The sequence below is a fragment of the Streptomyces hainanensis genome (assembly GCF_004348415.1).
Taxonomy (GTDB): Bacteria; Actinomycetota; Actinomycetes; order Streptomycetales; family Streptomycetaceae; genus Streptomyces; species Streptomyces hainanensis.
Genome location: NZ_SMKI01000434.1, coordinates 1 through 6,527 on the forward strand (window position 1 = coordinate 1; position 6,527 = coordinate 6,527).

The 6,527-nt window shown below is 74.1% G+C and carries 6 protein-coding genes; 2 read left to right on the top strand and 4 right to left on the bottom strand.

What is annotated here, in order from left to right; all coding sequences use genetic code 11:
• Both E1283_RS37600 and E1283_RS29245 read left to right on the top strand, forming a co-directional pair.
• On the top strand, nt 1-591 hold a 591-nt coding region (locus E1283_RS37600), incomplete at its 5' end, for a hypothetical protein (protein ID WP_425086251.1).
• A complete protein-coding gene (locus E1283_RS29245) occupies nt 591-1,271 on the top strand; it encodes a hypothetical protein (RefSeq protein WP_132821183.1) in 681 nt (226 codons plus the stop codon). The genes E1283_RS37600 and E1283_RS29245, both read left to right, overlap by 1 nt.
• Before the next feature lies 1 nt (nt 1,272).
• Here E1283_RS29245 and E1283_RS29250 read toward each other — a convergent pair whose 3' ends face one another.
• The 4 genes from E1283_RS29250 to E1283_RS29265 form a co-directional block, all read right to left on the bottom strand.
• Complete coding sequence (locus tag E1283_RS29250; RefSeq protein ID WP_132821184.1) at nt 1,273-2,328, bottom strand: hypothetical protein; 1,056 nt, start codon at nt 2,326-2,328, stop codon at nt 1,273-1,275.
• Between the two features lie 52 nt (nt 2,329-2,380).
• Nucleotides 2,381-3,400: a TIGR03842 family LLM class F420-dependent oxidoreductase gene (locus tag E1283_RS29255; protein ID WP_132821185.1), complete on the bottom strand. Its 1,020-nt coding sequence runs from the start codon at nt 3,398-3,400 to the stop codon at nt 2,381-2,383.
• Nucleotides 3,401-3,450: 50 nt separating this feature from the next.
• Nucleotides 3,451-4,854, bottom strand: coding sequence for a dihydropyrimidinase (hydA, locus tag E1283_RS29260; protein WP_132821186.1), 1,404 nt, complete (start codon nt 4,852-4,854; stop codon nt 3,451-3,453).
• Nucleotides 4,855-5,034: 180 nt separating this feature from the next.
• Nucleotides 5,035-6,312: an RCC1 domain-containing protein gene (locus E1283_RS29265; RefSeq protein WP_132821187.1), complete on the bottom strand. Its 1,278-nt coding sequence runs from the start codon at nt 6,310-6,312 to the stop codon at nt 5,035-5,037.
• Nucleotides 6,313-6,527 lie beyond the last annotated feature (215 nt).

A 6,527-nucleotide genomic window follows, 5' to 3' on the forward strand; every position in this document is an offset into this window, starting at 1 on the left:
TGGACGACGGCGCCCGCCCCGTCCACGCCGGCCGACACCGCGAGCTGGCTGCGCCGCGCCACGGCCGCGGCCGACCTGCTGGCCGCGCACCGGCGGGCCAGCGACGACGAGTCCCCGCTGGCCCGGACGCTCGACGACGCGGCGGCCGTGGTCAGCGACGCGGCCGAGCAACTGCGCCAGCGCGCCGGGACGATCGGCCGGATCGACGCCGTCATCACCGGCCCCGACGCCCGGCGGCTGCTGGCCGATGCCGAGCGCCTGCGGCGCGAGGCGGCGTCGCTGGCGTCGGGACCGCTGCGCCAGGCCAAGGAGGCGTCGGCCCGCGCGGCGGCCGAACGCGCCGCCTCCCGCCGGCGCCTGGCGGAACTGCGCGAACTCCTCATGGCCACCCTGGAATCCACCGTCCTCGGCCTGGAGGCCGCCGCCGAACGGGCCGCCGTCCTCGTCTCCCTGGAGGTCGCCACCGACGCCAGCGCCGGCGTGGAGGTGGATCTGGCCCCACTCACCGACGAGTTGGCGGCGGTCACGGAGGGTCTTGACCGGCTCGGCGAGATCAGCCACCGGTTCGCCACCGAACGCGGCGGCGTCTGATGCGCGTTCCCGCCCGGTTCTGCCTCTCCTTCGGCCCGGTCGCTCTGGGCGCCGTCGCGTGGCTCGCCTGCTGGACCGTGGTCGGCATGCCGTACGTCCTGGTCCGGCTGCCGGAGGGAGGCTGGTGGACCTTCCTGGCCGTCCTGCTGTTCCTGGCCCTGTTCCTCCTCCTCGCCCTCGCCGCGGCGTGGCTCCTCGTGCAGGTCCTCGACTGGCGGCGCCGCGCCGTGCCCTCCCGCTCCACCCGGGTGGCCGGGGCGGTACTCGGCGGCGTCACCCTGGCCGCCACGGCGGTGGCCTGGACCACCTCCGCCGTCGTCGGCCACCAGCTCTACCACGAGCGCTACGGGCAACGCGTGGACGCGATCATCACGGAGGCCGAGCCGATCCTCAACAACAACCGCAACCGCACCGGCACCCGTTACCACCTCGTGGACCACCACACCGAGCGGGACCTGGGCTGGATGGACCGCGGCCCCGGGGAGCGGGCCGACGCCGGGGAGCGGATCGAGGTCTCCCTCGACCCGCGCGGCAGGGTCAGCCCCGTCGCCGTCGACCGTCTCGGCTGGACGACGGTTCCGAAGGGCGTCCTGGCCGGCTGTTTCGGCGCCGTCGCCCTGGCCGCCGCGGTGGTCGTCGCGACGGGCGCGCGGGACGCGGCGCACTGGAGCCGCGGCTGACTCAGCCCCCGACGGACACCGGTTCCCGCCGGTTCGCCGGGCGGGCCACCGTGGACCACGCCGACAGCAGCCGCGCCGTCGAGCCGCCGACCGGGCCGACCGCGTCGGTCAGCGTCGCGCGGTCCGGGAGGCGCGCCGAGCCGACCGCCGCCACCGCCTCGTCCGCCGAGGCGATGGTGCTCGAACAGACCGACAACAGGTAGTCGGGAACGGCGAGTTCCGGGTCGGTGCAGCCGACGAGCGGCGTGCCGACCGCCGCGACCAGCGGGAACACCGTGCCGGGGATGCCGATCGCGGCCTCGGCGCGGGCCGACGCGATCACGGAGGCGTCGGCGCTGATCTCGTACCGCTCCCACAGCGAGCGGTCCTCGCGCGGGTGCAGGCCCACCAGGATCCGCCGGCCGGCGGCGGCCAGCCGCTCGGCGCTCGCCAGCAGCAGCTCGGTGCCCGGCGCCGCCTCACCCGTGGCGTCCGGGTGGGTGACGCTGGTCAGGACCAGCACCAGGCCGGCCTCGGGGCGGCGCGGCGGCAGGCTGTCGGTCTGCGGGGAGCCCACCACCCGCACCCTCCTGTGGGTGCCGAGGTACTGCGCGAACGCCCGGCCCTCGGCGGCCGACGAGGACGTGAGCAGCCTGAGCCGCGACCGCAGCTCGCGGGCCCGCGGCGCCTCGACCGGCCGCTGGTACGCCAACGCCGAGGCGGCCAGCGGGAGGTGCCGGAACCGCGCCGCGCAGTCGGCCGGCCAGTCGCCGGCACCGGTGACCACCAGCAGGTCGGCGCGCGGCGCGTCCGCCGGGGTCGCCACCGGGACCGGGTCGCCCGGGGTGATCCCGGCGTAGTCGGGGACGAGTTGGGTGAGCCGCCAGCCGCGCCGCTCGGCCTCCGCGAGCAACGGCCTGACGTGGTAGGTGCCCCAGGGCTCGTTGGTCGCGACCAGCACCCGTGGCGCGCGGTGCCGGGCCGGGGCGGCGGCCGCCGGCCCCGCGAGGGCGATCCCCGCCGTCGTGCCCAGCAGTCCGCCCAGCAGGGCCCGGCGTGAGAATCCACCATCGATCATGCGGCGTACGCTAAGCGGCGAAATCGACCGGGATGTGAACGGTTCTCGAACGTCACGGTCGGGCGAACGCCGGAATCACGTGCGCGCCGTACTCCTCCACGACCGACTCCCGCGCGTCGTGCATCGCGTAGAGCGCGAACTGGTCGACGCCGGCGGCCCGCAGCCGCCGCAGCTTCGCCACGTGCGCCGCCGGCGGGCCGATCAGGCAGAACCGGTCCACGATCCCGTCCGGCACGAAGGCCACCTCCGGGTTGTCCGCCCGACCGTGGTGCGTGTAGTCGTAGCCCCGCCGCCCCTCCACGTAGGCGGTCAACTCCGGGGGCACCAGCGCCGGATCCGTGCCGTAGCGGGCCACCAGGTCCGCCACGTGGTTGCCCACCATGCCGCCGAACCAGCGGCACTGCTCCCTGGCGTGCGCCAGCGCGGCGGGCGAGTCGTCCGCCGTCACATAGCCGGGCGCGGCCACGCACACGGTGATCCGCGCCGGATCCCGGCCCGCGTCGGCCGCCGCCTTCCGCACGGCGCGCACCATCCACTCCGTCACGTCGACGTCCGCGAGTTGGAGGATGAAGCCGTCCGCCGAGCGCCCGGCGAGCGCCAGCGCCTTCGGGCCGTACGCCGCCATCCACACCGGCAGCCGGCCGTCCCGCACCCAGCCGAGGCGCAGCGGGGTGCCGTCCACCACGGCCTCGCGGCCCTCGGCCAGGTCGCGGATGGCGTCGATCGCCCGCCCCAGGCTGGCCAGGCCGTGCGGGCGGCGGCCGGCCACCCGCTGCGCCGAGTCGCCGCGGCCGATCCCGCAGATCGTCCGGTTGCCGAACATCTCGTTGAGCGTGGCGAAGGTCGAGGCCGTCACCTCCCAGGCGCGGGTGCCGGGGTTGGTGACCATGGGACCGACCACCAACCGCTCGGTGGCGGCCAGGATCTGGCTGTGGATCACGAACGGCTCCTGCCACAGCACCACCGAGTCGAACGTCCAGCCGTGGCTGAAGCCGAGCCGCTCGGCGCGGCGCATCAGCGCCACCACCCCGGCGGCCGGCGGGTCGGTCTGCAGGACGAGTCCGAACTCCATCGCGTCGCTCCTCTCCCTCTTCCTCTGCCGCTTCCGCTCCGACTTCGGACTCAGCGGACGTACTGGCAGGTGCCGCGCGGCAGGAACCGGCCGTGCCCGGGACGGCCGACGTACCCGCGCCCGTCGATCACCACCCGCCCCCGCGACAGCACCGTCTCCACGCGGCCGGTGACCCGCCGCCCCTCGTACGCCGAGTAGTCGACGTTCATGTGGTGGGTGGCGGCCGAGATCGTCTGCTCGGCCGCCGGGTCGTAGACCACCAGGTCGGCGTCGGCGCCGGGGGCGACGGTGCCCTTCCGCCCGTAGAGCCCGAACATCCGCGCCGGCGCGGCGCAGGCCAGCTCGATCCACCGGCGCCGCGAGATGTGCCCGTCCACCACGGCCTGGTGCAGCAGGTCCATCCGGTGCTCCACGCCGGGCAGACCGTTGGGGATCTTCGAGAAGTCGCCCCGCCCCAGCTCCTTCTGCCCGGCGAAGCAGAACGGGCAGTGGTCGGTCGACACCACCTGGAGGTCGTCGGTGCGCAGCGCCCGCCACAGCGCCGCCTGGTGCTCGCGCGGCCGAAGCGGCGTGCTGCACACGTACTTGGCGCCCTCGAAGCCGGGCTCGGCCAGGTTGTCCGCCGACAGGAACAGGTACTGCGGGCACGTCTCCCCGAAGACCGGCAGCCCGGCGTCGCGCGCCCTGGCCAGCTCCGCCACCGCCTCCCGCGCCGACACGTGGACGACGTACAGCGGCACGTCCCCGGCGACCCGCGCCAACTGGATCGCCCGGTGCGTCGCCTCGGACTCCAACAGGGCCCGCCGCACCTCCCCGTGGTGCCGTGGCTCCGTGCGGCCGGCCGCCAACGCCTGCGCCGCCAACACGTCGATGGCGACCCCGTTCTCGGCGTGCGCCATCACCAACCCGCCGTTGCCGCCGGCGCGTTGCATCGCCCGCAGCAGCTGCCCGTCGTCGCTGAGGAACACTCCCGGATACGCCATGAACAGCTTGAACGAGGTGACGCCCTCGGCCACCAGCCCGTCCATCTCCCGCAGCGACGCGTCGGTCACGTCCGAGACGATCATGTGGAACCCGTAGTCCACCGCGCACACGCCGGCGGCCTTGGCCGACCAGGCGTCCAACCCCTCGCGCAGCGACCGCCCCCGCGTCTGCACGGCGAAGTCCACGACGGTGGTGGTCCCGCCCCAGGCCGCCGCCACCGTGCCGGTCTCGAAGGTGTCGGACGCCACCGTGTTGCCGAACGGCAGCTCCATGTGGGTGTGGGCGTCGACCCCGCCCGGGATCACGTACCTCCCGCCCGCGTCGACGACCCGCTCCGCCGTCCAGCTCTCCGCCTCCGCGCTGCCGCGTGCCGCGAGCGCGACGATCTTCTCCCCGTCCACCAGCACGTCGGCCTCGACCTCGTCGGCGGCGGTGACCACCAACCCACCCCGGATGACGATCCGTCCCACGCGCCTCGCCCCTCCCGTCGATTCGGATGGATGTCGGGAGACGACCGTAGGCGATCATCACGGAGCGTCGCAATGCGATGACTGCGGATGATCGGAGTTGGGCGGCCGCGGACTGGGCCTGGCCGATCCCTGTCGAGGCTCCCGGGAACCCCTCCCTCGGCGTGGCGTTCGGTCACCGTGCTAGCGGGGCCCGCCAGGTGTCCAGGTGAGGTGGAACTCGTTGGCGTGGGGCGCCGGGCGGCTGATCGTGAGGCCGGCGGGGAGCTGGCTGTTCTGCGGGTCGATGTCGATGGTGTCCGTGCCGGTGAGGGTGAAGTAGAGGGAGCCGGTGGCCAGGTCGCCGCCGCCTGCGCCGCGGACGACGATCTGCGCTTCGGGTACTTCCGGGGTGACCTTCCAGATCCTGGCGGTGCCCGCGTCGATGCCGAGGGTGGTATCGCCGCGTTTGAGGAGGAGGCTGTCCGTGGTCGTGGTGAGGAAGGACAGGCAGATCTCGCCGTGCTTCAGGGGGCCGCAGGGGCCGCTCCTCTCGAGTACGGCGAGGTAGAGGACGGCGCCCGCCGAGGCGGCCAGGGCCCGCTTGTCGCGTGCCGTCTCCAGGAGTTCGGGCACGTGCCCGACCCGGAGGTCTCCGCCGGCGAGGAGCGCGCCGTCGGCCGTGATGGCGAGGCTGCAGATGTCGCCGGGCGCCAGCCGCGTGACGCGCTTGTCCTGGGTGGCTTTCCGGATTCCGGAGACCTGTCCTTGCTTGTCTTCCCCGGCCGCCAGCACGGTGCCGTCCTCGGTCAGCGCGAGGCTGAAGTACCACTTGGCGGCCACGGCGGTGATCCGCTTCCCCTCGGCGGCCTTCCGGATGCCCGACACCTGTTCGCCTCTGTCCAGCCCGGCGGCGAGCAGGGTCCCGTCGTCGGTGAGCGCGAGGCTGTGTTCGTTGCCCGCGGCCACCGCGGTGACGCGCTTGCCCTGCGCGGCCGTTCGGATCCCGGAGACCTGCTTGTCGGTGTCACGGCCGGCGGCGAGCAGGGTCCCGTCGTGGGTGACCGCGAGGATGTGCTGGGTACCGGCGGCGGCGTCGATGACGCGTTGGCCCGTGGTCGCCGCCAGGATCTGGGTCACCGTGGCGTCGTCCTGGTGGCCGGCGGCGAACAGCGTCCCGTCGCTGGTGATCGCGAGACCGTAGCCCTGGCTGGCGGAGACGGCCACGACGCGCTTTCCCTCGGTGGCCTTCGGCAGGCCCGACACCCGGTTGTCCTTCTGCTGCCCGCCGGCGAGCAGGGTCCCGTCCGCGGTCACCGCGAGACCGAAGAACGATCCGGCGGCCACCAGCGCGATGTCCTTGCCCTCGGCGGCCTTGAGGATGCCCGACACCTCGTTCGCCGCGTCGCTGCCGAAGGCGACGAGCTGCCCCGCGGGCCGGTCCGCCCGGGGTGGCTCGGTGTTCCGGAAGGAGACCGCCATGTCCGCCCGACCCTCCACGCGGTGAGTGCAACGTGCGCGGTCATTGTTGTCGCCGCCGGGGACCTCACAGGTCCCGACACACCCCGGTCCGCTACGAGGACACGAACGGCCAGGTGTGGTGGTGCTGGTCGATGACGTAGCGGTGGCCGTGGCGGAAGCCGTCGGTGTCGGGGTGGGCGTCGGCGAGGTGGTTGCTTTCTCTTATACACTTATGA

Bases quoted from the DNA above. Each gene is read 5' to 3' on its own strand.
- E1283_RS29265 (WP_132821187.1), bottom strand. From the start codon at position 6,312: ATGGCGGTCTCCTTCCGGAACACCGAGCCACCCCGGGCGGACCGGCCC.
- E1283_RS29245 (WP_132821183.1), top strand. From the start codon at position 591: ATGCGCGTTCCCGCCCGGTTCTGCCTCTCCTTCGGCCCGGTCGCTCTG.
- E1283_RS29250 (WP_132821184.1), bottom strand. From the start codon at position 2,328: ATGATCGATGGTGGATTCTCACGCCGGGCCCTGCTGGGCGGACTGCTG.
- E1283_RS29255 (WP_132821185.1), bottom strand. From the start codon at position 3,400: ATGGAGTTCGGACTCGTCCTGCAGACCGACCCGCCGGCCGCCGGGGTG.